The organism is Pseudomonas sp. GV047, assembly GCF_003058245.1.
In the GTDB taxonomy this organism is placed as follows: domain Bacteria; phylum Pseudomonadota; class Gammaproteobacteria; order Pseudomonadales; family Pseudomonadaceae; genus Aquipseudomonas; species Aquipseudomonas marginalis.
Window position 1 is genome coordinate 22,805 of sequence record NZ_QCWA01000012.1, and the last position, 26,101, is coordinate 48,905.

Consider the following 26,101-nt stretch of genomic DNA (forward strand, 5'->3'; position numbering starts at 1 on the left):
ACGATTCTTTTTTGTCGATGAGGTGTTCCGATGTGGAGCTATGAGGCGCCCCTGGGCGATATGCAATTTGTCCTGGAACACTGGCTGCAGGCGCCCGATACCTGGCAGCGCCACCCGGCATTCGCGGCCCTGGACCTGCCGCTGGCAGTACAGGTGCTGGAGGAGGCGGCACGCTTCAGCCAGGGCGTGCTGGCGCCGTTGAATAGCAGCGGTGATCGCCAGGGCTGCCGCTGGCAGGCGGGCCGGGTCAGCACCCCGGACGGCTTCGTCGAGGCCTATCGCGCCTATGTCGAGGGGGGCTGGCCGGCGCTGGCGTGTGCTGAGGAGCAGGGCGGGCAGGGCTTGCCGCAACTGCTCGATGCGGCGCTGCAAGAGATGCTCTATGCCAGCAACCACGCCTGGGCCATGTACACCGGGATCGCCCACGGTGCCTACCTGTGTCTCAAGGCCCACGCCGCCCCATGGTTGCAGGCGCGCTACCTGCCCGACATCGTCAGCGGCCAGGCCTTGCCCACCATGTGCCTGACCGAGCCCCAGGCCGGCAGCGATGTCGGCTTGCTGCGCTGTCGCGCGCAACCCCAGGCGGATGGCAGTTATCGCCTCAGCGGCAGCAAGCTGTTTATCTCCGGCGGCGAGCACGACCTCACGGCGAATATCCTGCACCTGGTGCTGGCGCGCCTGCCCGATGCGCCGCCGGGCAGCCGTGGCATTTCACTGTTCCTGGTGCCCAGGCAGCTGGACGATGGCCAGGCCAATGGCGTGCACTGCGACGGCATCGAACACAAGATGGGCATCAAGGGCAGCGCCACCTGCTCCCTGGTGTTCGACGCCGCCCAGGGCTGGCTGGTCGGCGAGCCCAATCGCGGCCTGGCGGCGATGTTCGTGATGATGAATTCGGCGCGCCTGCATGTGGGCCTGCAAGGCCTGGGGCATGTCGAGGCGGCCTGGCAGAACGCCCGCCAGTACGCCGCCGAGCGCTTGCAGATGCGTGCGCCGTCAAGGCCGGAAGAGGTGGTGGCCCAGGCGGCTGACCCGATCCGTTATCACCCGGCCATGCGCCGCGTGTTGCTGGAGCTGCGCACCACCAGCGAGGGCATGCGCGCCATCGGCTATTGGGCGGCGCACCTGCTTGATCAGGCCGAGCACGGCCAGGACCCGTCGGCGGCGCAGTTGGCGCCGCTGCTGACCCCCATCATCAAGGCGTTTTTCACCGAACAGGGCTTTCGCCAGGCCAGCCAGGGGCTGCAGGTGTTCGGCGGTTACGGCTACGTCACCGAGTTCGCCATCGAGCAAACCCTGCGGGACAGTCGCATCGCGATGATCTACGAGGGCAGTAACGAGATCCAGGCCAATGACCTGTTGCTGCGCAAGGTGCTGGGGGATGACGGCCGAGCCTTTGGCCTGCTGCTGGCCGAGTTGCGCGCCGAGGCCGCGCAGGGCAGACAGTATGAGGAATGCGCAGGCTTTTCCGCTGCGTTGGCCAGCCTGTGCGACGCGTTGGCCAGTGTGGTGCACGCCATTCGTGAACGCGCGCACGAAGACAGTGAATACCCCTATCGGGCGGCGCCGGATTTCCTCCAGCTCTGTGGCGTGGCGTTGCTGGCCTTTGCCTGGGCGCGGGCCGCGCGGGTCTCCAGGGCCCTGCGCGAAGACGATCCGCTGCGTGCCGCCAAGCTGCAAAGCGCCGGTTTCTTTTTCGATTACCTGCCCTCGCGGCTGGCGCAGCACCTGGGCGCCATAGACGGGGCACGGGCAGCGCTGGCGTTCATCTGACGCGGCCAGGTGCTTGCGGTACTACTTGCGGTACCATGGCGGCTCACGTTTTCTGGAAGTTGCCTGGATGAGTAAACCCGGTCAATTGGTGCTGGTTGCACTGCGCAAGATGATTGCCAGCGGGGAGTTGGCGGCGGGCGAGCGGCTGATGGAGATTCCCACGGCGCAGCTGTTCGGCGTGTCGCGCATGCCCGTGCGCATGGCCTTTCGTACCCTCGAACAAGAAGGACTGCTGGTGCCGTTTGGCGGGCGCGGCTATCAGGTGCGCTCGGTCAGCCCCAGCGACATTGCCGGCGCCGTCGAAGTGCGCGGCGTCCTGGAAGGCCTGGCGGCACGGCAAGCCGCCGAGCAGGGCTTGTCCACTGCGGCGCGTGCGGCGCTGGAGCGCTGCCTGGTGGAAGGCGATCAACTGTTCGAAAAGGGCTATGTGACCGAGGATGACCTTGAGGTCTATCACGACCTGAACATGCGCTTTCACCAGGTCATCGTCGAAGGCAGCCACAACCCGGCGATCGCCGACGCGCTGGCCCGCAATGATCACTTGCCGTTCGCTTCGGTGACCGCGCTGGCGGTGGATCGCGAGGACATGGCCCGCGAGTACCGACGCTTCAACTATGCCCACATGCAGCATCATTCGGTTTTCGATGCCCTGGTCAATCGCCAGGGCGCGCGGGCCGAAGCCATCATGCGCGAACACGCCAACGCGACGTTGCGCTATGCCGAGATCTTCAGTTCAGCCACCACCGCCGCGCGCATGAAGGTGATTTTGCCCGCGTCGTGAACCCTGTCAGATATCGAGTACCAGCAGCGGGGTTTTCGAGCGCGAGCAGCAGGGGGTGAACTGGTCATTCAGGGCCTGTTCCTGTTCGGTGAGGAACAGGTCGCGGTGCTCCGGTATGCCCTCCAGCACACGGGTCAGGCAGGTGCCGCAAATCCCTTGTTCGCAGGACACAGCAATCTCGATGCCATGGCTTTCCAGGACCTGGACCACGGTCTTGTCGGCGGGAATTTCAAAGACCTGGCCGCTGCTGCCGAGCTTCACCGAAAAGCCGCCGTCGAGGCTGCTGTCCACCGGTGCCGCGCTGAAGTATTCGCGGTGCAGGCAATCTTCCTGCCAGCCCTGCGCGCGTGCGCTGTCGAGCACATGCTGCATGAACCCGCCAGGGCCGCAGACATACAGGTGCACGTCATCGGCGGGCGCTGCCAGCACTTCGGCGATGTTCAGCGCGGTGTGGGGCTGCTCATCGAAATGCAGGAACACCCGCGCGGCAAACGGCGACGCCTTGAGCCGCTGCACAAACGCCGCACGCTCACGGGCGCGGGCGCAGTAATGCAGCTCGAAGTCGGCTCCCGTATGGGCCAGGCGCTCGGCCATGCACAGGATCGGGGTGATGCCGATGCCGCCGGCAAACAGCAGGCTGCGTCGCGCGTTGTCGGCCAGGGGAAACAGGTTGCGCGGTGCGCTGATGGTCAGGCGGGCGCCCTCGTGAACCTGCTCGTGCAAGCTGCGCGAGCCACCCCGGGACGCCGGGTCCTTGAGCACGCCGATCAGGTAGCGATGACGTTCCTCGGGGTGATTGCACAGGGAATATTGCCGGATAACCCCATCGGGCAGGTGCACGTCAATATGCGCGCCGGCACTGAAGGCCGGCAGCGGCTGGCCATCGACACTGGCCAGCTCATAGCTGCAAATGTCCTGGGCTTCGTTGTTACGGGATACCACCACCACATCGATCATGTTCAGTCCTCGCAAAGTTGTCGCGCTGTTCAGGCGGTGGTGGTGGCGATCAGTTGCGGTTCGAGGGCGCGTTCCTTGGCAATCAGTCGCTCCAGGATCTTGCGTGACTGCACGCCACCCGCGTCGATATTCAACTTGAGCAGGTTGCGCTGCGGATGGGCCAGCAGGTTCTGTTGCTGGCGTTCGAGCATCTCCAGGTCCTCGCTGAAAATCTTGCCCTGGCCCTCGCGAATGCTTGCGGTCAGTGCCTCGTCGTGGGGGTTGAAGTTGCGCGCCATGCCCCAGAAGTACCAGATCGAGGTCTCGGTTTGCGGGGTGATGAAGTCGACCACGATGCTCGCAGCCTTGTGTTCGGGGGCGGCGTTATAGCCACCTTTGCCGGCGTGGGCCACGCCGACTTCGATCAATACATGGCTGGGCGGGGTGAAGCGGCAGATCTGCCAGCGGTCCACCGGCACGTCATCGGCCAGGTTATTGCCGCGCAGGGCCATGCGCCAGAACGGCGGGGCCATGATGTTTTCCATGTGCCGGGCCGTGACCACTTCATCGCCGTCCACCGTGGTCACGGGCGGCGCTTCGTCGATTTCCTTCTGGCCGATGCTGGAGGCGTGCACATAGGTTTCGTGGGTCAGGTCCATCAGGTTGTCGATCATCAGGCGGTAGTCGCACTGGATATCGAACAGCCCGCCGCCATAGGCCCATTGGTCACTCACGGCCCATTCCAGGTGGTGGATCAGCGCCGGGTCGGCCTGGGCCTGATCGCCGGGCCATACCCAGATGAAGCCGTAGCGTTCAACGGCGGCAAAGGTCTTGTTGCAGGGAAAACCACGTACCCGCTGGCCGGGCATTTCCACGGTCTTGCCGTCGCCGCCCATGACCAGGCCGTGGTAGCCGCAGACCAGGTTGCCGTTCTCGACATACCCCAGTGAAAGCGGCGCGCCGCGATGGGGGCAGAAGTCCTCGACCGCCACCACGGCGCCTTCCTGGCCACGATAAAACACCATCTTTTCGCCGCAGATCTGTCGACCCAGGGGCTTGTGTGCGATTTCATCGGGGGTACAGGCGACATACCAGGTGTTCTTGGGGTACATGATGACTCTCCAGGCGGCGGATTGTTTTTATTTAATGGATCCATTAAATGGCTGGCCTTATGGAGAGTCAATCTATTGTGGTTGTTTTATTGGGCGATTATCGGACGATTACGTTTCAATGGATCCACTGGTTGGATTCAGTAGCGAATCATCACTGACTTCAACTCGGTGTAGTCCTCGATGAAGGCGCTGCCGAACTCCCGGCCTATCCCCGAGGACTTGTTGCCGCCAAACGGCACCGCCGGGTCCAGCATCGTGTGCATGTTCACCCACACTGTGCCGGCCTCGATGGCGGGCACCATGCGCAGGGCTTTGCTGAGGTCGTTGGTCCACAGGCTGGCGCTCAAGCCATAGGGGGTGTTGTTCATCAAGGCCAGCAGTTCTTCTTCGCTGTCGTACGGCAAGAACGTGGCAATGGGGCCGAAGGTCTCTTCGTTGAGCAGGGTGTCGTTGACGCTGTTGGCGAGGATGATCGTCGGCTCGACGTAACAGCCCGGCCGGTCGATCAGGTTGCCACCGTGAATGATGCGGTTGTTTTCGGCACGGGCCTTGGCGAAGAACTCGCCGAGTTTGAGCTGGTGCTGGCGGTTGGTGACCGGGCCGAATTCGGTGCGCTCATCCAGGGGCGAGCCGATGTTCAGCGTGCTCAGGCGCTGGGCCAGTTTGTCCATCACCGTTTCGATCTGTGAACGATGCACAAAGAAGCGTTCGGCGGCGGCGCAGATTTGCCCGGAGTGCAAAAAGCCTGCTTCGATGATGCCGTTGACGGCCTTGTCCAGGTCCACATCGGGCAGGAACCCGGCCGAGTTCTTGCCGCCCAGTTCAAGGGTGGCGCGGGTCAGCCCGGCGCCCATGGCACTCTGGCCCACCGCAATCCCGGTCGGCACGGAGCCGGTGAACGACACCTTGTCGGTGCCGGGGTGTTCGATCAGGCCTTTGCCGACGCTGCCGCCACCGGTCAAGACGTTCAGCGCACCGGCGGGAAGGCCGGCGGCAATCGCCAGTTCGGCGATGCGCAGGATGGTCAGCGGCGTGAACTCGCTGGGCTTGATGATGATGCTGCAACCGGTCACCAGCGCCGAGGCGAGTTTCCAGATGGCGATCATGGTCGAGAAATTCCACGGCACGATGCCGACCACCACTCCGACCGGCTCGCGCAGGGTGAACGCGGTGTAGCGCTCGCCGGCGAAGGAGGGCAACGATGGGGTGATGGTCTGGCCGCTGATCTTGGTGGCCCAGCCGGCGTAGTAACGCAGGAAGTGCGCGGCCTGGTCGACTTCGAAGGCGCGGGAAATCTGGATGATCTTGCCTGACTGGCAGGTTTCGATCTGTGCCAGTTCTTCGCGGTGTTGCTCCAGCAGGTCGGCCAGTTTGAACAGCACGTTGCCGCGCACCGCCGGTGCGACCTGCGACCACTGTTTGAAGCCTCGGCTCGCGGACGCCACGGCCGCGTCAATGTCGGCCGGGTCGGCGTCGGCGACATCGGCGATGACCTGGCCGGTGGCCGGGTTGATCACCTCCAACCGCTGGCTGGAATGGCTCTCGACGTAGCCACCGTCAATGAACAACCCATGGGTTCGACGGAGGAAGGCTTCAACCTGGGGCAGCAGTGGAATATCGCTCATGGGGTTTCCTGGTGGCAGAGATTGAAAAGCCCGAGGTTAATCCCAGTGGCCGGAACGGGCTTGACTGTGGCTGCCCAGTGGCATGTCTGTGGCTGCCAGCGCCTGTGCACGACGGATCAGCCGCAGCCTTTGGAAAGTACAATCTTGACTCTGGAAGGTGCATGTCCTGCCAGGAAGGCACGCTCCATACTGGCCCTGCATCCGGTGCCGCGCCTTGATTTCTGGCGCTGCCCGGACATCCAATAATAAGCAGGGCCATCCATGAAAAAGCCAAACCCGCTCCTTGAAGATCTCAAGTCCATCCTGCCGACCATCGCCGCCAATGCCTTCGTGGCCGAGCAGGACCGCCAGGTGCCCGCCGAGAATATTGCGCTGCTCAAGAGCATCGGCATGCACCGTGTGTTTCAGCCGAAAGTGTTCGGCGGCATGGAGTTGTCGCTGCCGCAGTTTGCCGACTGCATCGCCTTGCTCGCCGGGGCCTGCGCCAGCACGGCCTGGGCCATGAGCCTGTTGTGTACCCACAGCCATCAATTGGCACTGTTCTCGGCCCAACTGCAGCAGGAGGTCTGGGGCACTGACCCGGATGCCACGGCCAGCAGCAGCATCGCGCCGTTCGGGCGCACCGAGGAAGTCGAGGGCGGCGTGCTGTTCAGCGGGGAAATGGGCTGGAGCAGCGGCTGTGATCACGCCGAGTGGGCGATCGTGGGTTTCCGCCGCAACAACCCCCAGGGCACCCAGGATTACTGCTTCGCGGTGCTGCCGCGCAGTGACTACCAGATCCGCGATGACTGGTTTGCCGCCGGCATGAAGGGCAGCGGCACCAAGACCTTGATCATCGACAAGGCCTGGGTGCCGGAACACCGCATCCAGAAAGCCAAGGACATGATGGAAGGCAAGTCCGCCGGCTTCGGGCTGTACCCCGACAGCAGGATTTTCTATTCGCCGTACCGGCCGTATTTTGCCAGCGGTTTTTCCACCGTCAGCCTGGGCGTCGCCGAGCGGATGCTCGAGGTGTTCCGCGAAAAGACCAAGACCCGCGTGCGCGCCTACACCGGCGCGGCGGTCGGTGCCGCGACCCCGGCGTTGATGCGCCTGGCCGAGTCGACGCACCAGGTGGCCGCCGCGCGCGCCTTCCTCGAAAAAACCTGGGACGAACACGCTGAACACAGTGAGCAGCAGCGCTACCCCAGCCGCCAGACCCTGGCGTTCTGGCGCACCAACCAGGCCTACGCGACCAAGATGTGCATCCAGGCGGTGGACCGTCTGTTCGAAGCCGCCGGCGGCAACGCCTGGTTCGAGCACAACGAGATGCAGCGCCTGTTCCGCGACTCGCACATGACCGGCGCCCATGCCTACACCGACTACGACGTCTGTGCACAGATCCTCGGCCGCGAGCTGATGGGCCTGGAGCCCGATCCGAGCATGATCTGAAGCTGCTTTTGAAAACAACAATCAGGGCTGCGCCTGACGCAGCCCGGGAGTCTTGCATGTCTGAATCGACCTTCGACCCACGCGCCTTTCGCCGGGCCCTGGGCAACTTTGCCACGGGCGTGACCGTGGTCACCGCCGCCGACGCCTCCGGCCGCAAGGTGGGCGTTACCGCCAACAGCTTCAACTCGGTGTCCCTGGACCCACCGCTGGTGCTGTGGAGCATCGACAAACGCTCCAGCAGTCACGGGGTATTCGAGGAGGCCAGCCACTTCGCGGTCAACGTGCTGGCGGCGGACCAGATCGACCTCTCGAACAATTTTGCCCGGCCCAAGGACGACCGCTTCGCCGAGATCGCCTATGCACCGGGGGAGGGCGGGGCGCCGGTGTTCGCCGATTGTGCGGCACGTTTTCACTGCGAGAAATACCAGCAGGTGGATGGCGGCGATCACTGGATCATGATCGGCAAGGTGGTGGCCTTCGACGATTTCGGGCGCTCGCCGCTGCTCTACCACCAGGGCGCCTACTCCATGGTCCTGCCCCACACGCGCATGACCAGGCGCGACGAAAGCCAGCCGCCGAGCAGCCACTTCCAGGGGCGCCTGAGCCATAACCTGTATTACCTGATGACCCAGGCGGTACGCGCCTACCAGTCCAGCTACCAGCCCCGGCAACTGTCCACCGGCCTGCGCACCAACGAGGCGCGGATGCTGATGGTGCTGGAGAACGACGCCTGCCTGAGCGCTGGCGACCTGCTGCGTGAAGTGGCGATGCCGGTGCGGGAAATCGACGACGCCGTGGCCAACCTCAAGCGCAAGGGGCTGGTCGATGACGACGAGCACGGCGTGCGCCTGACCGCGGCGGGTATCGAGCAGACCGAAGACCTCTGGGCCATTGCACGGGAACAGCAGGAGAAGGTGTTCGCCGAGTTCAGCCAGGACCAGATCGACACCTTCAAGACGGTGTTGAAGGGACTGATCAGCCACTGCTGACTGGCCAAGATCCGATGCCGGCAACGGCATCGGATTTTTTTGCGTCACGCTCAGCGGGCTTCGGCCAACTCATCGACTACGCGCAACTGAAACGCCGCCAGCGCCGCGTTCGGTTGCTGCAACTGCACAAACTCCAGCATGGGGTCGCCGACCTGTGTCCTGACGCCCACCAATTCCTCAATGGTCGCCAGCCCGCAAAACGGTACATAGGCTTCGGAGTAGCCGCCTTCGTGCACCAGCACCAGGCGGCCCTGGCACAGGCTTTCGGCTGCTTGGCGTACAAGACGGGTCATGTGCCGGAACGAGTCACTGTGCAACAGCATTCGCGCCAGTGGGTCGACCGCGTTGGCGTCGTAGCCGCAGGCGACGATGATCAATTCCGGCTCGAAGCGCTCCAGCGCCGGAATCACGATACGCTCCATCGCGTGCAGATACGCCTCATGACCGCTGCCGGGGGGCAGCGGGATATTGATATTCGCGCCCAGCCCCGCGCCGCGCCCGCGATCCGCTTCACCGCTGTAACCTGCCGGGAAACAGCCGTCCTGATGCAGGGAAATCGTCAGCACGTCGCCGCGCTCTTCGAAGATCGATTGGGTGCCGTTGCCGTGGTGCACGTCCCAGTCGATCACCGCGACGTTGCCCAGGCCACGCCGTGCTTTTGCGGCTTCGATGGCGATGGCGATGTTGGCCAGGAAGCAGAAGCCCATGGCGTTGTCGGCGAGGCAGTGGTGGCCGGGTGGGCGTGACAGAGAATAGGCATTGTCGACTTCGCCGCACAGCACCGCATCCACTGCCGCCATGGCCAGCCCGGCGGAGAGCCTGGCTATTTCATAACTGCCTGGCCCGATGGGCGCGTGGGGCCCCAATTCGCCGCCCCCGGCATCGCTCATCGCCTTGAAGCGTTGCAGGTAGTTGGGCGTGTGCACCCGCAGCAGGTCTTCATCGGTGGCCGCGTTGGCACTGCGCACCTGTAAGTGGCGGGTCAGGCCGGAAACGTCCAGCAGGCTCTTCAAGCGACGCTTGGTTTCCGGTGACTCGGCGTGGCCGGCGGCGGCAGGCGGCTGCACCCACCCGCCCACCGGTAAGGTCAAGGCGTGCAACCCGGCGCTGTGCCAGAGGCTGAGTTCGTCGAAGAAAAATGCACTTTTTCGGCTCATCGTCTTTCCATTTTCGTTGGGGTAAAAGGGCCTGTCAGGCATTCGGGCGGCTGCCCAGTATCAACACCAGGGACAGCACGGTGATGCACGCCCCTGCGATCAGCAGTGATTGGAAGCCGCCGCTGGCTTCGATCATCCGGCCAGCCACGGTCGGGCCGATGGCCAGGCCGCCACCGATCACCAGGTTGGAGGTGTTCATCAATTTTCCGGAGCGGTCGAGGTCGGCCAGGCAGGCCAGGACCAGCGGCAGGATGAAGGTCCAGGTGAACTTGAAGAGCAGCGCCGCCAAGGCAAAACGCAGCATGTCGGGCTGGCCCAGCAGCAACAGCACGGCGCCTGCCATCAACGCGTACCCCAGCAGTAACAGCAACAGGCGTGGCAGACGGTCGCCGATCAGCGAGGTACAACCGGCCCCGACGATGCCCATCACCGTGGCGAGCGCCAGAATCTCGCCACTGGCCTCGGCAGAGAGGCCGGCATGGCTGCTGATGGAACCGATAAAGGTCCAGACACCGCTCAGGCTGACGTAGAAACTCAGCAGGCCCAGAATGCCCAGTGCGGCTTTCCACCGGGAGGCGAGGGCGATGCGCTCGGCGGCTTTTTCAGGCGCCGGGCTGCCCTGGGGAAAGTGCCGTGCCAGGGGCAGCAAGAGCGTCATCAAGGCGGCGAGGATCAGGTAGCAGGCTGACAGCCCGTAGTGCTCGAACAGCCGGGGCAGGATGCTCAGACCGATCGCCCCGACCACCAGTTGCCCCATCACCCATAACCCGTAGACACGCCCGGGATTGGCCGTGGAGGCCGCACTGGACAGGCAGATGATCATCAACGAGCCACCGGCCAGGGCGCTGCAAAAGCGCAGTGCCAGGAGTATCGGGTAGTCGTGGGCCAGCATTGAAAGCAGGTTGGCGGCGATGAACAGCAACCCGGCCAGCAAGGCGGCGCGGCGCCAGTCGACACGCTTGAGCCACCACAGTGCGGGCAGGGTGGCCAGGCTCATGGCGCCGAGTTCGGTGGAGAACAGGTCCCCGATCTGTGACGGGCTCAACTGCCATTGCGTCGCCAGTTGCGCAGCCACGGCCGGTGCGGTCATGAGAATGGTCGGGGTGATGGCAGCGAACAGCACAATGGCGGCCAGCAATGCCAATGGGGATGAGGCGTGGGCGCGTTCATCGGTCAGCGGTTGGGTCTGGGTGTTCATGGGCAAGCTCCGATGAGGGGATTCAGAACACATGGACCAGGCGCAGCAGCGCGTCGGTACCGTGATAGCCGTTGTCGGTGGCGACGTTCTGCGAGAGGCCGAACATCAACTGGTTCTGTTTATCCAGCCAGTGACCAACCTCGAAGCCCACTTGGGTGTAGCGCTTGTGGGTGTTGTCGATGCGCTGGTCATTGATCCGCAATTCGCCGCCATCGGCGTGGATCAGTCGCAGTGCGCCGTAGGTGCTGGGTGTGAAGTCGTAGGAGGCAAAGGCTTGCAGGCGGTACAGCGGGTCCTGTTTCAGGTCGCTGCCGAAGTAGTTGTCGTTCTTGCCGTAGAGCTGGGCTTCGAGGTTGGCTTCCAGCACCCACTTTTCGCCGATGCCCTGGGTGTAGTTGTAGACAAAGGTGGTGCCCCAGCGATTGGCACCGGGCGATACATCGGGATTGTTACCGTGGTATTCGCCCACAGGCAGGGTGATCAGGGTCAGTAGGCCGCTGTAGGTGCGCGAGGCCGGATCGTTGATGAAAAACACCGTGCCGCCGACCTGGGGATCACCGAAACCGCTTTCTGCGCTGTGCTGGCCGGCACCCGGCAGGCGGGCGTTGATGTCGGCGAAAGGCACGATGAACTGTGGGGTACAGAGGGTGCCGCAGAGGTCGGTGAAGAACACTTGGCGGTACGCCACGGCGTTGACCTTCAGGTCGGCCTTGCCGGTGCTGTCGGCCGGGCCATGGAAGTCACTGGCGCGGCTTGCCGGCAGGTACAGCACGCCCAGGCTGGTGCCCGAGGGGGCGCCGAAAAAGTCCCGGGCGTTGAGGTCGGCCGCACTGGCGTGCAGGCTCGACAGGCCGCCGAGCAGGGCCAGTGTGGTGGTGCGGGTGAAGGTGTGGATCATGGGCATGGCATCTCTTCTTTGAGGTGTTGTGTGGCGAACGGCTCGCCCGTGGGTGGCAGGGGGGACAAAAAAAGCGCAAAGGTGTCCCGTGGCCGTCAAAACGACAGCGAAAAAGTCAGCGCGGGTCAGTGGTGCCGATCAATCAGGCGGGGCGTGCAGCAGGTGGGCGATTCGGGCTTTGTCCTTGACCCCGAGTTTGCTGTAGATGGCGCGGATGTGATGGCGCACGGTATTGGGCGACATGCCCAGGTCGCGGGCGACTTCCTTGTAGGTCTTGCCTTCGCCGAAACCCTGGGCCACCGCATTCTCCCGAGGGCTCAGTTGCATCAGCACCGTACGGCTGCGGGCAGCCAGCAGGAGCAGGTCGCCGACCGTCGAGGCCTCGACCTGCAGGTGCTTGCCGTCATAGCCCTCGGCGTCCATCGCGACCGGCAGGCAAGGGCCGGTCCAGTCCGGCCATTCGCTCAGCAGCAAGTCGACGAAGCCACGTTCCGTACAGTGCAGGGTGCCGCGCTGGTCGCACACGGCAAGTGCGAGATTGCGCGGGTGGGTGAGGGCTTCGCGCATGGCGACCAGGGTACGAATCTGATTGGCCGAGACCGCCGCCACCAGGTGCCGCATGAGGTTGTTCAGCAGCAGGCAGTCCTGCTCGGTAAAGCGTGGGGCGTGGGGCGCACGGTAGAGCGTGAGGTGATCGCTGAGGTGGGTTTGCGGGTCGATGTACACCACGCACAGTAACTCACCGATCGCGTAGCACGAGCCGAGCCAGTTGAGCCCCGGGCCGTTGGCGGGGTTGCGCATGTCGACGATGACCGCTTGCCCCGGCACGTCGTTGACCCTGGCAATGGTCACATCGATATGGCGAATCGATTGCCAATCGGCCAGGTAGCTGCGGGGCAGGTTGTAGAGGTAGGCGCTGTGTTCTTCGGGCAGGCCGTCAATCAGCGCAGCCCGGCCCCACCAGGCGCTGTCGAAGGGCAGCAACTGGCGGATGCAGCTCAGCGCCGCTTCGTGGAAGTGTTCTATGTCTTTGTCCTGCGCCAGGCGTTGGAGCTCCAGTGTCATCGCGCTGAATGCCTCCAGCAGGCTGGCGTGACCATGATCATGACGGCTCATTCGTATGTACCTCTGTGCGACATTCTTATTGTTTTCGTCACGAAGTCATTAAGGGCCGGAACGTCGTTTGGACGTGGGCAGGGCCTGGGGACAAGTATCGACGGGTTGAAAGCCGATCACCATCCTACAGATGCACGATAGCGCCCGACGCAGGGCTTGTTTGGATGGCAGCCACGCGCAAAGGCCTTGCAGGCTCGTACAAGCAATCACGCTCGGTTTGCGATCAGATCCGGGGTTTCGACTCGATCAGAAAGGGCCAGGCCGATGTTCTTCAAGAAAAAACAGCCGATGCAGGACCTTGCCGCCGTCCTCAAGCAACTGCTGGCGGGGGAGGTGTTGGGAACCCAGGCACTGCACGCTTATCCGTCGGTGCAGGCCGACCTGGAGCAACTCGCCACACAACGTGCGCAGGCTACGCGGCAGTTGCTGTTGCTCGAGGAATCAGCCCGCGATCAGGCTGCCGAAGGGGCGCGCGGCGAACAGGCACTTGCCGTGCTTCGCCGGCAACTGGAGCAGGCCGGGCAGCGTGAACAGGCGCTGGAAGCCGAGTTGCGCGAGCATGCGCAGCGCGCCCTTGCGCATCAACACGAGACGCAGATCTGGGAGCTGCTGCTCTGCACCATGACCGAAGGCTGCTGGGACATCACCGTGGTCAACGGTGACGTGCAGGATCCCGCCAGCCGCATGCGGATTTTCAATCAGTTCCGCCTGCTCCTGGGCTACGCGCCCCATGAGCTGCCCGACGGCTGGGACGCGCAGGTCAGCATCACCCACCCCGATGACCTGCCGAAGATCATGGCGATCTTCGACCGGGAAATCCTTGCGCCCCAGGGCAGCGGTGAGTACGTGTTTGAATACCGGATGCGCCACAAGACCCGTGACTACATCTGGTGCCGCGAGCGTGGGCGAGCGGTGCGCGATGCCCAGGGGCGTTTGACGCGGGTGATCGGCGCGGTACGCGATATCAGCGATGAGCAGTCGGCGAAGACCACCCATCAACAGCTGCTCGCACACAATCAGGCCACCTACGGCCAGATCGCCACGGTGGTGAGTGTGATCAAGGGCATTGCCGACCAGACCAACCTGCTGGCCTTGAACGCCGCCATTGAGGCGGCCAGGGCCGGCGAGGTCGGGCGCGGGTTCTCGGTGGTGGCCGATGAGGTGCGCAAGCTGGCGGAAAACACCCGTCAGGCGACCCATCAGATCCAGACGATGCTGCACCAGCACGAACGTTAGGACGGAGCTGCGTCGCGCAGCTCCTGAAACGGGGTCAGAAGGGCACGGCCACGGTCAGCTGGCTGTAGAGGTTGGTGCCGTTGCCACCCACCTGGTTACCACCGGTGTCGGCATCCTTCTTGGGTTGGTAGATGCCCACCAGCGGGCTGATGATCAGGTGGCTGTTGACCGCCCATTCGGCGTACAGGTCCAGCTCCCGGGCGTCGAGGTTCAGCGCGTCGTGTTTGCGCAGGGTATTGAAGTCGAAGTACAGCGCGCCGACCGTCAGGTTCTCCAGGGGCGTCGCCTTGAGGCCGACGTGATGGATGCCGGTATTGCTGTTGAACGGGCCGGCATAGTTGGAGGCGACTTCACCCTGGAACCAGGTGCCGTAGCCGGTGCTGAGCCCGGTGAACAGCGGGTCCCATTTTTGCGAGTAGCGGGTGTAGCGGTAGGTCACTTTTGGCGACCAACCGACATCGGCGAAGGTGTAGCCGGCCTCGGCGTACCAGGCTTTTTCCGGCCCCGCGTCCTTGTCTTGCCAGGCGTATTCGAAGGCGAAGCTGGCGTTGTCGATACCGGCGCTGCCTTCGCCGCGCACGCTGTAAGTGTCCAGGCCCTCACGCTGTTTCTGGAAGTCGCTGGCCCACTGGTCGGTGACGTTCATGCCGTGGACCCAGGTCAGCCCCAGCGTTCCGGCGGCGGCCGTGTAGTCGAGGGTGCCCGCCGCCAGTTCGGTTTCGGCCTGGGCGCGGTTGTCCGACTTGAGCCACAGCGCCGAGCCGTGCAGGCCCTCTTGCCCGCCCAGGCGCAGCACCGCCGTGCGGTCGAAGGCGTGGCGTGCCGCCAGGTAATAGGCGCCGCCACGGTTCAGTGCACCGTCAGCCGGGCCTTTGCCGAGGTTGGGTCCGTCGTCGTTGATCAGGAAACCCCGGCCGATCTTGACCACCTGGCGCCCGACGGAAAAATCCACACCGTCCTTGCCCAGCGCCGGGAACAGGTCGGCCGAGCGCCATCCCAGGTAGGCGTCTTCGATTTTGGTGGTGCGTTCGCTGCCATCGGTGTTGCCCGCCGCATCGCCATCGCCCCAGGTGCCGGAGCTGACCCAATTGAGCGCGCCATACGCGGTGCCGTGCCCGGCCAGGCCCTGGTCGCCGCTCACCCCGTACTTGATGAAACCCTCGCGCCAGGTCGAGCCGCCCGCTGTGCCGTCGTAGTTGTGACGGCTGTTGAACAGGCCGTAGACCGCCAGGAAGTCCGCATTCAGGTGGGTGTCCTCGTCGGCGTACAGCTCATAGGCCTGGGCCGGTGAATGGCCGATCAACAGCGCGATACCCAGGCCGACGGCCAAGGATTGCGTGCGTATTTTCAAGGTGTGCTCCATTGTTATAGTCCCCAGCTTGGTTAAGTCGAGGGCGCATTAAGATGACCCCAGGCGGAGGAAGTCTTTCACCTGCGTGCCACGTAATTGATCCTGCCCGCCAAGCCGCATGCCTTGGCAGGCAGCAACAAAAGCCACGGCAGACATGGGCAAGACGCTCGGTGCTCGGGAAGTGCACAGTGATTTTGCGCACGATGCCGTTTCGATCAGGGACTGGCTGGGGAGGGCTTTATCGCCGGCTCCTTGAACGGCTCGATGCATCCACTCAGAAATCCGCTTTCGAGGATCCGCACCATGTCGATCAATGACCGGCTCACACAGCATTTGAAACGCGGCAGCGTCGGGTTTCCGACCGCGCTGGCCAGCACCATCGGCCTGATCATGGCCAGCCCGGTGATTCTCACCGCGACCATGGGCTTCGGTATCGGCGGCAGCGCCTTCGCGGTGGCCATGCTGATTGCGGTGGTGATGATGCTGGCCCAGGCGACCACCTTCGCCGAGGCCGCCTCGATCCTGCCGACCACCGGCTCGGTCTACGACTACATCAATTGCGGCATGGGCCGTTTCTTTGCGATCACCGGCACCCTGTCGGCGTACCTGATCGTGCACGTGTTCGCCGGCACGGCCGAGACGATTCTGTCCGGGGTCATGGCCCTGGTGAACTTCGAACACCTCAATACCCTGGCGGAGTCCGCTGGCGGCTCCTGGTTGCTGGGGGTGGGGTTTGTCGTGGTGTTCGGTGTTCTCAATGCCTTTGGCGTCAGCGCCTTCGGCAGGGCCGAGATCATCCTGACCTTCGGCATGTGGACCACCCTGATGGTGTTCGGCGTGCTCGGCCTGATCGCGGCCCCGGCGGTGCAGTTGGAGGGCTGGTTCGGCGTGTCGCTGGTGGGTACCGACCTGGTCACCATTCTGTCGCTGGTGGGCATGGCCATGTTCATGTTCGTCGGTTGCGAGTTCGTCACACCGTTGGCCCCGGACCTGCGCAATTCGGCCAAGGTCATGCCCAAGGCCATGATTTTCGGCTTGATGAGCGTTGCGACCTGCATGTTTATCTACGGCGCGGCAATGAAGCGCCAGGTGGAAAACGTGGTGCTGGATGCCGCCACGGGCGTGCACCTGCTCGACACGCCCATGGCAATCCCACGCTTTGCCCAGCAGGTCATGGGCGATATTGGCCCGCTGTGGCTGGGGATCGGTTTCCTGTTCGCCGGTGCCGCCACCATCAACACGCTGATGGCGGGCGTGCCGAGGATTCTCTACGGCATGGCGGTGGACGGCGCGTTGCCCAAGGTCTTCACATATTTGCACCCGCGTTTCAAGACGCCGCTGCTGTGCATCCTGGTAGCGATGCTGATTCCGTGCCTGTATGCCCTGTGGTTGGGCGGCAACACCGATAACATCATGCACCTGGTGCTGGCGGCGGTGTGTGCGTGGAGTTTCTCTTATCTGCTGGTGACGCTGTCGGTGGTGATCCTGCGCATTCGTCGTCCGGACCTGCCACGGGCCTATCGTTCGCCGTTCTTCCCGTTGCCACAGATTCTTTCCAGCGTCGGCATCTTGCTGGGCATGTGGTTCATTACCCCGCCGGGCATGAACCCTGCGGACATTTATGTGCCGTTCGGGGTGATGCTCGGGATCACGGCTTCATACGCGCTGTTCTGGACACTGGTGGTACAGAAGGTCAATCCATTCAAGCCGGCTTCGGTAGAAGAAGTGCTGGCCAAGGAGTTTTCCCATGAGCCTGGCAACCCTCACAACCCTTATCTCGAGCAGGCTGCAAAAGCTGTCTGAGCTGTTCAGCGCCCAACGGGCCCCGTCCGGTTACCGGCCTGGGGTCACGCTTGAGTACGTGCGGCGCAACCTCGGGCTGGCGAGTTTCACCTCGACGGGGCCAGCCCAGGCAAGGTTTTGCCTGGACGACATCGGCCTTCAGGTCGACGTGGCCGAGCGCACCGAAGCGCAATTGCTGATGCACCTGGTCATGACCGAATTCATGTTCACGGTGCCCGCCTCAGAGCAGGGCAGTGCGCGCTTTGAACTGCACCACAGCGGGTCGATCCGGCGCACGGGGCTGGCCTGCCGGCAACGGGCGGGAGCGCCGGATTTGCTGGCCAGGCTCCAGGCGGCCTTGAACGATGACCCCGACCTGCATCAAGCGTTGATGGGGCTGGACTTCAAGCGCCTGCACCTCGATTTGAGCGGGCAGCAATGGCACGTACGGCTTGAACACATGGGTGGCAGCGAGGTGGTCAACCGCATGCCGGCGTTCCGGCGCTACATCCCCTTGAGCGGCGCGCAGCGTGATGGGCTGTTGACGGTGCTGGCGGGTTTGCAGCGGGTATTGGGCGCGATCTGAGTTGAGGAATTGGCATCATTAGTGCTTCTACAGTCGGTATCACGGACTTGTTGCGCCTATATAGATAACATGTTAACTATTAGCCAACAAAAACAAGAAACCATTGTGGAGATGCCATGAGCACCTATCAGTCTGCGCACTATGGGTTGGAAACCTGGACTCGGGATCTGCGAGCGGCCTGCGGCCATTTCGACACGGAACTGGCCTTCAACCGCTCACTGTTCATCGGTGAGGTGTCCAAGCACTCCCGGGGCGGCCTGTCACTGGCCAACCTGCGCACCAACGCCGGCCTGATCAAACGCGAGCGACCCAATGCCGATCACGATATGGACCAGCATTGTTTCCTGGTCAGCCAGCGCAGTGGCTATTGCCAGATCACCCAGAACGGCCAGGTCATTCAATTGGCCCCCGGCGATATGCTGCTGATGGACTCCACGGGTTCGATCGAGATCAGCCCCTTTGGCCTTATCGAACATGCCTCGCTGTCACTCTCGCGCAACGAAGTGTGCAAGCAACTGGGCAGCGCCTCGAAAACCTTCGGCAAGATCTCTTCGAGCAAGGCCTGCGGGCGCATGCTCCACGTGTTGATGGACCAGCTGTGCCGCGAGGGCCTGGAGGGTCAGGATTCGATTGAAGAGGCCGAGGCGCTGCAAGCGGCGTTTGTTTCGCTGCTCGGTTCAGCCTTCGAACTGCATGACGCTCCAGGCGACAGCGCCACATCCTTGCACGGCAGTAACCTGCGCAGTTATGTACAGAAAGTCATCGACGAGTCCCTGACCCAACCCGGCCTCAGTCCGGTAGGCCTGGCCAGCCGCCTGAACATCTCGGTGCGGCATTTGTACCGCTTGTTTGAAGAGCAGGACGACAGCGTCTGCCGCTACATCCAGCGTGCGCGGCTCAAGCGCAGCGCGGACGATCTGACCAACCCGTTCCTCAAGAGCGAGTCGATCACCTCGATTGCCTACAAGTGGGGCTTCACCGATTCCGCGCACTTCAGCCGCTCGTTCAAGAAGCAATTCGAGCTGTCGCCCAAGGATTTTCGTTCCACTCATCTGCAGCAAGCGGTCGGTGCGGCATAGGGTATCGATGGATCAATGAAACCGCTCACCCTGTCGGCCCATAACATTTGTGCAGTCGCGGTCGAACACTTTGCCGCTTATGGCTACGACGCTTCATCGCTGAACGAAATCGCGGTCGGGGCGGGCATGCGCAAGGCCTCGCTGTACGCGCACTTTGTCAGTAAGGACGCGCTGTTTCAGACGGTCTTCGAGATTGCCCTGGCCCATGAACACCAGTACATCGCGCAGTGCTTCAAGGAAGAGGCCGGGCACCCCGGCGTGCCTGGGCAATTACACCTTGAGCGATTGCGCGGGCGCTATGCAGGGTCGGCGCACCTGCGCTTCCTGTTGCGCACGGCCTACTTTCCGCCGGCGGATATTCGCAGCGTCATTACGGCAGGATTTGAGGGGTACCTGGCGAGCATTCGCGAGGATTTCCAGCGTGCCGCGCAAGGGCGGTACCGGATGGTACGACCCGAGGCGCTTGAGGTGTTTTGTGACGCTTACCTGGGTATCGTCGACAGCCTGCATGTGGAGCTGATCTATTCGACGCCCCAGGGTTACGTCAAACGGCTTGCGGCGTTGTCGCGGGTGTTCAGTGATTCACTGTCGCTGCTTGAAGGGGCGAGCGCTATTCAACGGATACACCGCCCCTCCCAGATTTGATCCGGTTTACATCCCGACAGAGGTCATTTCACCTCAGGCAACGTCGAGCCGCCGTCCACCACGATGGTCTGCCCGGTGATGTAGGTCGCCAGGTCGGAGGCCAGGAACAGCATGGCCCCGGCAATATCCTGAGCGGCACCGAGGCGTCCCAGGGGCACGCGGCTGGCGATGTCGGCATTGACCTGGCTGTCGCCCAGGTTATCCATGGCCGGCGTGGCAATCATCCCTGGCTCGACGCCGTTGACGCGCACCTGGTAAGGCGCCAGCTCCAGCGCGGCATTGCGGATAAAACCGTTGACCCCGGCCTTGGACGCCGCGTAGTGGCTGAGCCCCGCATAGGCGACCCGTGGCCCGGTGACCGATGAGGTGACCAGCACGCAGCCACCGCCTTGGCGTTGAAACATCGGCAAGGCGGCCTGGGACAGCCAGAACAGGGCCGAGAGATTCACCGCCAGCGTGCGTTCAAGAACGGCCGGGGTGATCTGCGCGAACGCTGTCAGCGGAAAGTAGCCGGCGTTGTGCACCAGGATATCCAGGCGGCCCCAGTCCTGTTCTATAGCCTTGATGCCTTCGAACACCGCCGTCGCCTCGGCCAGGTCCAGTGCGATGGCTTCGACCCGGCAGCCGCGCGCACGCAAGCCCTCGGCCAATGCCTGGGCTTGTGCCAGGCGCAGGTCGGCGATCATGACGCGGGCGCCACGCCAGGCGAACGCCTCGACGATGGCCTGGCCGATACCCTGGGCGCCGCCGGTGACCAGCACGGTCTTGCCGCTGAAATCCAAGTCTTCAGGCATGTGCACGCTCCATATGGACGTAAGCCAGCGTGGGTACATCGACAATGCTCGAACCGCCATCGGCGACCACGCTGGCGCCGGTGATGATCGCGGCATCCGGGCTGGCCAGGAAGCGGCACACCTTGGCGATTTCCTCGGCGCTGGCGGGGCGCCGCAACGGCACGTCGGCGCATACGCGGGCATAGGCTTGCGGCAGGGTGTCGCCGTGGAAGCTCATCAGCGGCTGCATTTCCTCGTCGGCCATGGGCGTGGTAACCCAGCCGGGACACACCGCGTTCACCCGCACGCCGCGTGGGCCGTAATCCCGCGCCAGGGAGCGATTGAGCCCGAGCAGCGCATGCTTGGCGGTGGTGTAGCCGCATACGTCGGGTCCGGCGGCCAGCGAGGCGATGGAACCGAGCAGCACGATATTGCCGGCGCTTTCGATCAGCAGCGGCAGGCAGGCGCGAGCGCTGTAGAACGCGCTGTCCAGGTTGCTGCGCAAGGCCGCCTCCCAGGTGTGTGGGCTGGTCTGGGTGGCGCTGCCCACGCCATGCCCGCCGGCGCAGGCCAGCAGCACATCGAGGCGGCCGTAGCGCTGAGCAATCTGCGCAACGAAACCCTCCCAGGTGGCCGGGCAGGCCGCATCGCCGACCAGCACCAGGCCGCCGGTGTCCTGCGCAACCTGTTCCAGCGGCTCGCGGCGGCGGCCGATGAGCACCAGGTTGGCGCCTTCCGCGGCGTACAAGCGTGCGCAGGCGGCACCGATGCCCGTGCCGGCACCGGTGATGACAACGGTACGTGGATCAGGCATCGGGATACTCCGTGCGGTTGAGCACTTGGCAGTAGGAGCTGACTGGAAAGTTCGACAGCTCATCGAACGACGCGCCGGCATAGCCGAAGATCTTGCCGTCGCTGCGGTGCTGTTGCAGGTCGATCAGCACCAGGCCGAGGGTCGGGATGATCTTTTCGCGCCAGACGAACAGGTACAGCTGATCGGCGATCTTGTAGTAGTGGCAGCGATCGGTATCGCACAGGCCTTGCTCCACGCCCTTGAGGCATTGCCAGGCATAGAACTGATCGTTCAGGTAGATGTGCTCGTAGACTTCGCTGGGGCTGTAGCGATACAGGTTGCGCAGGCCGGTCAGTTCCTGGGTGGGCGCGTGGGGGCATTGGCCCGGCTGCCAGGGTTGATCCAGGCTGCCGTGGAGGAAGTCCACGTCCACCGAGGTCAGGGCCTTGCCGGCCAGGGCGCGGCTGTAGAGGCCTTGCTCGGTTTGTTCGCGGTCCGGCATGCGCCCGATCACGGCGGTGAACGACGACGTGGTGGTGTCCAGCACCAGGCTGATCGACCAGGCCTGGCCGGCTTCATGCTTGATGAAGTCGACCAGGTACAGGCCCGGGCGGACCGAGGTGGCGCGGTAGGCGGCCGAACCGCTGGAGTGACCGTCGGCGGCGTGCCAGTGCAACTGCTCGGTGTCGAAGCGATGCTCGATCTGCCAGCCGTTGGCGAAGTGCAGGGTGAAGGCCTTGCCGTTGAGGTCGGCCAGGTTGGGCAGGATAAACGCGTCGGGGGCAAACCCGTCGGCGAGAGCGCCTACGGTGATCCAGTCGGATGAAGTGGTCATTGCATGGCTCCGGTTGAGGGAATGGACACCCCGGATCATGCGGTTGGCAACCTGGCGTGCCTATCAACCAAAGGGTTGAGGCAACTTAAAGAAACAGCGCGGCGACCAGTTCGGTACGGCTGCTCACACCGGTTTTGCGAAACAGGTGGATCAAGTGCGTCTTGATGGTCGGCAGGCCGACATCCAGCTCCAGGGCCAGTTGCTTGTTGCTCGCACCCTGACGCAATAACCAAGCAATCTGGCGTTCCTTGGGCGTGAGCCCGGCCAATGCATCGTCGCAGGGCTGCATATTGGCCACGGCCATTTGCAGCAACGCCTGCAAGGCATTGAGCTGAGCCAGTTGGTCGGGGGTAAACACCCCTTGCTCCGCCGTGCGCAGCAAGGAGATGGCCGCCTGGGGCTGGTCCGCGCGATGGGCGACGATCTCCACCACATCGACCACACCATAGCGTTGCAGGAAGTCTTGATAGCGGCGGCTGTCACGCAGGGGCTGGCGGGCCATGGCGAACCCCAGCGGCACCACCGCCAGCCCGCTGGACAGGCAATTGCGCGGTTGCAACGGGTCGAATTGGCGGTAGTTGTCCAGGTAGTCGCGGTGCATTTCACCGCTCATGCCTTGCAGCCTGAAATCACGGGCCTGCAACTGGCGGTCGACACAATAGAACGCTGCCTGGCTGGCGGGCACCAGTTGAGTGAAAGCCTGCAGGCAATGGCCGGCGACTTCCTGAGCGGGGATGGCGTGCATGGTCAGTCACCTGCGCCGGAACAAACGCTGCCGGCCGAAGCCGGCAGAGGGGAGCGATCAGACTACCGCGAAATAGTGCTTCACAAAACTCTCGCTTACCACCTCCCACAGCACCGGCGTGCCCTGGGTCACGAACCAGCTGTCGCCCGCCTTGTAACGGGTGCTCTGGCCAGTACTTTCGTCGGTCAGCACCACTTCGCCGGTGACCACCGTGGCCTGTTCGGCGAACGGGTAGACCATCCGGAACTTGCCTTGGGTGGTGCCGAAATAGGCGCTGCTGACGGCGTCGGTCGGGGCGCCGAAGGTCATTTTGCCAAAGGCTTTGACTTCGCCCTCGAGGATCTCGGATCCGAGGTCGGCAACGGTGCCCCAGGCATCGAGGTCGGATAATTGGATGTCTTTCTTCAGGGGGGTAACGGGCATGGCAGTTCTCCTGTGAATGAAACAGCGGGGCTCAACGGCGACCGTTGAAGTAGCCCGAAAGTTGATGAAGGCTTTTGCCGGCCGTGAGCAGCAGCGGGCGGATATGGTCCTTGCCCAGGATCTGCGCATGCTTGACCGCGCTGATCAGGTCGTAGCGCGACGAGCCTTCGCTCATGCCTTCGGCCAGGACCTTGCAGATGATGTGGCTGGGCGTGACCCCGAAGCCGGCGTAGCCCTGCACATAAAAGGCATTCGGGCGCCCGCTGAGCGTGCCGATCTGCGGGAACAGGTTGGCCCCGGTGGCCATCGGCCCGCCCCACGCCAGGTCGATCTTCACGTCCTTGAGGTAGGGGAAAATCTTCAGCATCAGGTTGCGGTTCCAGGCCTTGAGGTCCAGCGGGATGTGCTCGACGAAAGGCGTGGCGGCACCGAACAGCAAACGGTTTTCGTTGGTGACCCGGTAGTAGTCGATCACCGGGCGGATATCGCTGTAGGCGCCGCGAATCGGGCTGATGCGGTTGATCAGCTCGTCGGATAGCGGTTCGGTCATCAACTGGAAGGCATAGGTATTGACGGTGGTCTTGTGCAGTTCCGGTTCCAGCTTGTTGAGGAAGCTGTCGCAGGCCCACAGCAACTTGGAGGCCTTGACCGAGCCTCGGCCGGTGCGCACGGTGATGCGTTCGCCATAACTGACTTCCAGGGCCGGGCTGTGCTCAAAGATGCGCACGCCGTGGCCGGCCAGGGCCTTGGCTTCGCCCAGCAGCAGGTTCAGCGAGTGCACGTGCCCGCCGCCCATGTGCAGCAGCGCGCTGGTGTAGGCGTCGGAACCGATGATCTGCTTGACCTCGGACCCCGCCATAAAGCGGATTTCGTCCTTGGTGTTGATTGACTTGAAGTCCTTCTCCCAGGCGCGCAGGGTTTTTTCCTGGCGGGCGTTGAAGCCCATGTAGCCGTAGCCGTGGCAGAAGTCGGCGTCGATCGCGTACTTGGCGATGCGATCCTTGATGATGCCGGCGCCCAGCTCGCTGATTTCAAAGATCTGGCGCAGGCCTTCGTCGCCGACCTGGTTCTTGATTTTCTCCAGGTCATGGCCGATCCCCGCCATGATCTGCCCGCCATTGCGACCCGTGCCGCCGAAACCCAGGTAGCGCGCTTCGAGCACCACAATGTTGGTGATGCCTTTTTCGGCCAGTTCCAATGCGGTGTTGATGCCGGAGAAACCGCCGCCAATCACCACCACATCGGCTTCCACGTCCTGTTCGAGGGTGGGGAAACTGAGGTTGTATTTCTTGGTTGCCGAGTAGTAGGTCGGCGTTTCGATATTGATCATGGCGCAGCCTGGAAAAGTGAAGGGAAACTCACTGCAGAGCCGACACGAAGCTCTGTGCCTGTTGGGGTGTATTAGGTGCCTTCCGCGCGGTAGGTGTCTTGATTCTGTGTGCCGCCGCTCTTGACCGTGGCTGCCAATCATCCACCCTGAATCCGGCCGCGCGGTAAAGCCGCACACGGGCAACAATCGCCAATGCTAGAATGTTGTTAATCTGTTAACCAATTGCGACGCCGCCATCCATGTCCAAACCGCGCCAATCCCTGACCCTCACTTTGCTCCATGCGCGTGAAGCCGCCATGGGGTTTTTTCGCCCTTCGCTCAATCAACACGGACTGACCGAGCAGCAATGGCGGGTCATTCGGATTCTCAGCCAGCATGAGGAGCTTGAGATCAACCGCCTGGCCGAGCTGGCGTGCATCCTCAAGCCGAGCATGACCGGGGTGCTGGTGCGCATGGAAGCGGCAGGCATGGTGGAGCGGCGCAAGGCGCAACAGGACCAACGCCGCGTGCTGGTGCGGCTGGCCGAGAAGGGGCAAGCCTGTTTCGACTCCATGAGCCAGAGCATGGAAGCCAATTACCAGCGCTTGCAGGCGGGGTTTGGCGAAGAGAAGTTGCAGACCTTGCTGACCTTGCTCAACGAACTGAAAACCCTCAAGCGCTAGTTGAGCTAGCCCCACAGCTGCCGAGCGCAAGCGAGGCTGCGTCAGTAGACGCCGCCGGCTGTGACGGCAGGCGCCGGTGAGTCCTTGAAGGCCGCCGCCAGGCTTTGCAGCCCGCGCATCAGCACGGTGGTGTCCACGCCCACCGCCACGAACGCCGCGCCCAGTTCGATGTAGCGCCGCGCCAGTGCCTGGTCGGCGCTGAGAATGCCGGCGGCTTTGCCGGCGTTGCGGATGCGCGCGATGGCGTCTTCGATGGCGGCCTGCACCTCGGGGTGGCCGGGGTTGCCGCGATGGCCCATCGAGGCGCTCAGGTCCGCCGGCCCGATAAACACCCCGTCGACGCCTTCCACCGCCGCAATCGCCTCCAGGTTGGCCAGGCCCTCGCGGTTTTCGATCTGCACCAGCAGGCACATCTGCTCATCGGCGTGGTCGAGGTAACCGGCAATGCTGTTCCAGCGTGAAGCCCTGGCCAGCGCACTGCCGACGCCGCGCACGCCCTTGGGCGGATAGTGGATGGCGTTCACCAGCGTACGCGCCTGTTCTGCGCTCTCCACCATGGGCACCAGCAAGGTCTGTACGCCAATGTCGAGCACTTGCTTGATCAACGCGGTGTCGCCGATCACCGGGCGAATCACCGGCTGGCTGGGGTAGGGCGCCACGGCCTGGAGCTGGCCGAGCAGGCCGCGCAGGTCGTTGGGCGCATGTTCGCCGTCGATCAGCAGCCAATCGAAACCGGCATTGGCGGCCAGTTCCGCGCAATAGGCATCGGCCAGACCCAGCCATAGGCCGATCTGGGCTTCACCGCTGCGCAGGCGACGTTTGAAGGTGTTGACAGGCATGTCCAT

General features: G+C 63.5%; 24 protein-coding genes and 2 pseudogenes. 11 read left to right on the plus strand and 15 right to left on the minus strand.

What is annotated here, in order from left to right; all coding sequences use genetic code 11:
- The first annotated feature begins 30 nt into the window (after positions 1–30).
- Entirely contained in the window at positions 31–1,773 is a 1,743-nt protein-coding gene (locus tag C8K58_RS25385) for an acyl-CoA dehydrogenase family protein (protein ID WP_108574563.1), read from the plus strand.
- Between the two features lie 67 nt (positions 1,774–1,840).
- A complete protein-coding gene (locus C8K58_RS25390) occupies positions 1,841–2,554 on the plus strand; it encodes a GntR family transcriptional regulator (RefSeq protein ID WP_108574564.1) in 714 nt (237 codons plus the stop codon).
- Positions 2,555–2,560: 6 nt separating this feature from the next.
- On the opposite strand, the gene C8K58_RS25395 is transcribed toward C8K58_RS25390, so the two are convergent.
- From C8K58_RS25395 to C8K58_RS25405, 3 genes are all read right to left on the minus strand, one after another.
- Positions 2,561–3,511: a PDR/VanB family oxidoreductase gene (locus C8K58_RS25395; RefSeq protein WP_108574565.1), complete on the minus strand. Its 951-nt coding sequence runs from the start codon at positions 3,509–3,511 to the stop codon at positions 2,561–2,563.
- 29 nt (positions 3,512–3,540) lie between these two features.
- A complete protein-coding gene (locus tag C8K58_RS25400) occupies positions 3,541–4,602 on the minus strand; it encodes an aromatic ring-hydroxylating dioxygenase subunit alpha (RefSeq protein WP_027603468.1) in 1,062 nt (353 codons plus the stop codon).
- Between the two features lie 137 nt (positions 4,603–4,739).
- Complete coding sequence (locus C8K58_RS25405) at positions 4,740–6,227, minus strand: aldehyde dehydrogenase family protein (RefSeq protein ID WP_108574566.1); 1,488 nt, start codon at positions 6,225–6,227, stop codon at positions 4,740–4,742.
- Between the two features lie 261 nt (positions 6,228–6,488).
- Between C8K58_RS25405 and C8K58_RS25410 the strand changes: the two genes are divergently transcribed.
- Positions 6,489–7,658: a p-hydroxyphenylacetate 3-hydroxylase oxygenase component gene (locus tag C8K58_RS25410; protein WP_108574567.1), complete on the plus strand. Its 1,170-nt coding sequence runs from the start codon at positions 6,489–6,491 to the stop codon at positions 7,656–7,658.
- A gap of 56 nt (positions 7,659–7,714) precedes the next feature.
- Positions 7,715–8,647, plus strand: coding sequence for a p-hydroxyphenylacetate 3-hydroxylase reductase component (locus C8K58_RS25415; RefSeq protein ID WP_092359673.1), 933 nt, complete (start codon positions 7,715–7,717; stop codon positions 8,645–8,647).
- Between the two features lie 50 nt (positions 8,648–8,697).
- Here C8K58_RS25415 and C8K58_RS25420 read toward each other — a convergent pair whose 3' ends face one another.
- The 4 genes from C8K58_RS25420 to C8K58_RS25435 all read right to left on the minus strand — a co-directional run bounded on the left by C8K58_RS25420 (position 8,698) and on the right by C8K58_RS25435 (position 13,016).
- On the minus strand, positions 8,698–9,804 hold the full coding sequence (locus C8K58_RS25420) for a class II histone deacetylase (RefSeq protein ID WP_108574568.1): 1,107 nt from the start codon (positions 9,802–9,804) through the stop codon (positions 8,698–8,700).
- Positions 9,805–9,838: 34 nt separating this feature from the next.
- On the minus strand, positions 9,839–11,002 hold the full coding sequence (locus C8K58_RS25425; protein ID WP_108574569.1) for a nitrate/nitrite transporter: 1,164 nt from the start codon (positions 11,000–11,002) through the stop codon (positions 9,839–9,841).
- Positions 11,003–11,024: 22 nt separating this feature from the next.
- Positions 11,025–11,906, minus strand: a complete 882-nt coding sequence (locus tag C8K58_RS25430; RefSeq protein WP_092359667.1) for a transporter — start codon at positions 11,904–11,906, stop codon at positions 11,025–11,027.
- Positions 11,907–12,038: 132 nt separating this feature from the next.
- Entirely contained in the window at positions 12,039–13,016 is a 978-nt protein-coding gene (locus C8K58_RS25435; protein ID WP_108574570.1) for a helix-turn-helix transcriptional regulator, read from the minus strand.
- Between the two features lie 684 nt (positions 13,017–13,700).
- On the opposite strand from C8K58_RS25435, the pseudogene C8K58_RS33175 reads away from it, so the two are divergent.
- Positions 13,701–13,943 (plus strand): annotated as a pseudogene (locus tag C8K58_RS33175) (PAS domain-containing protein); the annotation flags it as partial.
- A 15-nt stretch (positions 13,944–13,958) separates the two neighbouring features.
- Positions 13,959–14,240 (plus strand): annotated as a pseudogene (locus C8K58_RS33180) (methyl-accepting chemotaxis protein); the annotation flags it as partial.
- A gap of 46 nt (positions 14,241–14,286) precedes the next feature.
- Here C8K58_RS33180 and C8K58_RS25445 read toward each other — a convergent pair.
- On the minus strand, positions 14,287–15,615 hold the full coding sequence (locus tag C8K58_RS25445; protein ID WP_092359662.1) for a hypothetical protein: 1,329 nt from the start codon (positions 15,613–15,615) through the stop codon (positions 14,287–14,289).
- 291 nt (positions 15,616–15,906) lie between these two features.
- Between C8K58_RS25445 and C8K58_RS25450 the strand changes: the two genes are divergently transcribed.
- The 4 genes from C8K58_RS25450 to C8K58_RS25465 all read left to right on the plus strand — a co-directional run bounded on the left by C8K58_RS25450 (position 15,907) and on the right by C8K58_RS25465 (position 19,695).
- Positions 15,907–17,406, plus strand: a complete 1,500-nt coding sequence (locus C8K58_RS25450) for an APC family permease (RefSeq protein WP_108574571.1) — start codon at positions 15,907–15,909, stop codon at positions 17,404–17,406.
- The gene (locus C8K58_RS25455; RefSeq protein WP_108574572.1) at positions 17,351–17,971 is read left to right on the plus strand and encodes a DUF3156 family protein; all 621 of its coding nucleotides are present in this window, start codon (positions 17,351–17,353) and stop codon (positions 17,969–17,971) included. Before C8K58_RS25450 ends, C8K58_RS25455 begins: the two co-directional genes overlap by 56 nt.
- Positions 17,972–18,087: 116 nt before the next feature.
- Complete coding sequence (gene feaR / locus C8K58_RS25460) at positions 18,088–19,050, plus strand: transcriptional regulator FeaR (protein WP_065939648.1); 963 nt, start codon at positions 18,088–18,090, stop codon at positions 19,048–19,050.
- Between the two features lie 15 nt (positions 19,051–19,065).
- Positions 19,066–19,695 carry a TetR/AcrR family transcriptional regulator gene (locus C8K58_RS25465; RefSeq protein ID WP_065923948.1) on the plus strand — a complete coding sequence of 210 codons (630 nt, stop codon included), beginning with the start codon at positions 19,066–19,068 and terminating at the stop codon, positions 19,693–19,695.
- Between the two features lie 23 nt (positions 19,696–19,718).
- On the opposite strand, the gene C8K58_RS25470 is transcribed toward C8K58_RS25465, so the two are convergent.
- The 6 genes from C8K58_RS25470 to C8K58_RS25495 form a co-directional block, all read right to left on the minus strand.
- Positions 19,719–20,489 (minus strand): SDR family oxidoreductase, encoded by a 771-nt coding sequence (locus C8K58_RS25470; protein ID WP_027603481.1) that lies wholly within the window; start codon positions 20,487–20,489, stop codon positions 19,719–19,721.
- Complete coding sequence (locus C8K58_RS25475; RefSeq protein WP_027603482.1) at positions 20,482–21,282, minus strand: SDR family NAD(P)-dependent oxidoreductase; 801 nt, start codon at positions 21,280–21,282, stop codon at positions 20,482–20,484. The genes C8K58_RS25470 and C8K58_RS25475 overlap by 8 nt, the downstream gene beginning before the upstream one ends.
- A complete protein-coding gene (locus C8K58_RS25480) occupies positions 21,275–22,096 on the minus strand; it encodes a molybdenum cofactor biosynthesis F family protein (protein WP_065923951.1) in 822 nt (273 codons plus the stop codon). The genes C8K58_RS25475 and C8K58_RS25480 overlap by 8 nt, the downstream gene beginning before the upstream one ends.
- A gap of 85 nt (positions 22,097–22,181) precedes the next feature.
- Positions 22,182–22,841, minus strand: coding sequence for a LuxR C-terminal-related transcriptional regulator (locus C8K58_RS25485; protein WP_065923952.1), 660 nt, complete (start codon positions 22,839–22,841; stop codon positions 22,182–22,184).
- A gap of 57 nt (positions 22,842–22,898) precedes the next feature.
- Complete coding sequence (locus tag C8K58_RS25490; protein ID WP_027603485.1) at positions 22,899–23,264, minus strand: cupin domain-containing protein; 366 nt, start codon at positions 23,262–23,264, stop codon at positions 22,899–22,901.
- 31 nt (positions 23,265–23,295) lie between these two features.
- Positions 23,296–24,594, minus strand: a complete 1,299-nt coding sequence (locus C8K58_RS25495) for an FAD-binding oxidoreductase (protein ID WP_027603486.1) — start codon at positions 24,592–24,594, stop codon at positions 23,296–23,298.
- 239 nt (positions 24,595–24,833) lie between these two features.
- On the opposite strand from C8K58_RS25495, the gene hpaR reads away from it, so the two are divergent.
- Positions 24,834–25,256 (plus strand): homoprotocatechuate degradation operon regulator HpaR, encoded by a 423-nt coding sequence (gene hpaR, locus C8K58_RS25500; protein WP_027603487.1) that lies wholly within the window; start codon positions 24,834–24,836, stop codon positions 25,254–25,256.
- Between the two features lie 41 nt (positions 25,257–25,297).
- Here hpaR and hpaI read toward each other — a convergent pair whose 3' ends face one another.
- Positions 25,298–26,101 carry a 4-hydroxy-2-oxoheptanedioate aldolase gene (hpaI, locus tag C8K58_RS25505; protein WP_108574573.1) on the minus strand — a complete coding sequence of 268 codons (804 nt, stop codon included), beginning with the start codon at positions 26,099–26,101 and terminating at the stop codon, positions 25,298–25,300.